Annotated in this window: 1 protein-coding gene; it reads left to right on the top strand. The window is 55.8% G+C overall.

Annotation, left to right across the window (positions count from 1 at the left end; genetic code table 11):
* The first annotated feature begins 140 nt into the window (after positions 1–140).
* Positions 141–1121, top strand: coding sequence for an IS110 family transposase (locus tag ACVXHP_RS24165; protein WP_447572289.1), 981 nt, complete (start codon positions 141–143; stop codon positions 1119–1121).
* The last annotated feature ends 108 nt before the right edge of the window (positions 1122–1229 follow it).

Genomic DNA, 1229 nt, shown 5'->3' with positions numbered 1-1229 from the left:
GCATGCCGTATCAGGCCTTAGGTTAACAACCTGTAGTGTAGATTTATGCAGCGGGCTGCCGTTCTCCACAAGTGACAAACCGGACAGTATCATGGACCGGTTTTTTTCCGGTAAACCGCATTTACAAGGCTGGTCTCACTATGGAACAGGAACTCCACTTTATTGGTATCGACGTCTCCAAAGCTAAACTCGATGTCGATGTGTTGCGACCCGATGGCCGTCACCGCAGCAAAAAATTTGCTAACACCCTGAAGGGCCACGATGAACTCCTCCGCTGGCTCAACAGCCATAACGTGGCTACGGCGCATGTCTGCATGGAAGCCACCAGTACGTATATGGAAGATGTGGCCGCCCATCTCAGTGATGCCGGATTCACCGTCTCCATCATCAACCCTGTCCTCGGTAAAGCTTTCGCACAGAGCGAGGGGCTGCGCAGCAAAACCGATGCCGTCGATGCCCGCATGCTGGCAGAATTTTGCCGTCAGAAACGCCCTGCAGCCTGGGAGGCTCCGCACCCGGTTGAACGGGCGTTACGGGCACTGGTGCTGCGCCATCAGTCCCTGACTGATATGCATACGCAGGAGCTGAATCGCCTGGAAACAGCGCGCGAGGTACAACGCCCGAGCATCGACGCTCACCTGCTGTGGCTTCATGCCGAAATTAAGCGCATAGAACAGCAGATAAAGGAGTTGACGGATGACGACCCGGATATGAAACATCGCAGGAAACTGCTGGAGAGTATCCCGGGTATCGGGGAAAAGACGTCAGCGGTGCTGCTGGCGTTTACAGGACTGAAGGACAGGTTCGGACAGGCGAGACAGTTTGCCGCCTTTGCCGGTCTGACACCCCGGCGGCATGAATCAGGCAGCAGTGTGAGGGGGATGAGTCGGATGAGCAAAGCCGGCCATGTATCCCTGCGCAGGGCGCTGTACATGCCAGCCATGGTGGCGGTCAGTAAAACGGAATGGGGACGGGCGTTCCGTGAGCGACTGGCAGGGAACGGTAAGAAAGGGAAAGTGATAATAGGGGCTATGATGCGCAAGCTGGCGCAGGTGGCTTACGGGGTGCTGAAATCAGGTGAGCCGTTCGATGCGTCGAGGCATGTGGTGATAACAGCCTGAAGGGAAGAAGAATCAGATAAAACAGCGCCTGACGGCGCTGTGACTGGTCGTGCCTGCAATCCGTAACCGCGAAACGTGAAAAGGCTTGCAGGCAATAACAGTATCTAC

The sequence above is a fragment of the Citrobacter freundii complex sp. 2025EL-00176 genome, from assembly GCF_053309355.1.
Note: the sequence above shows the minus strand (reverse complement) of the source record. Positions and strands in the feature narration are given on the sequence as shown.

Coding starts and splice junctions, on each gene's coding strand:
- ACVXHP_RS24165 (WP_447572289.1), top strand. CDS start 141: ATGGAACAGGAACTCCACTTTATTGGTATCGACGTCTCCAAAGCTAAA.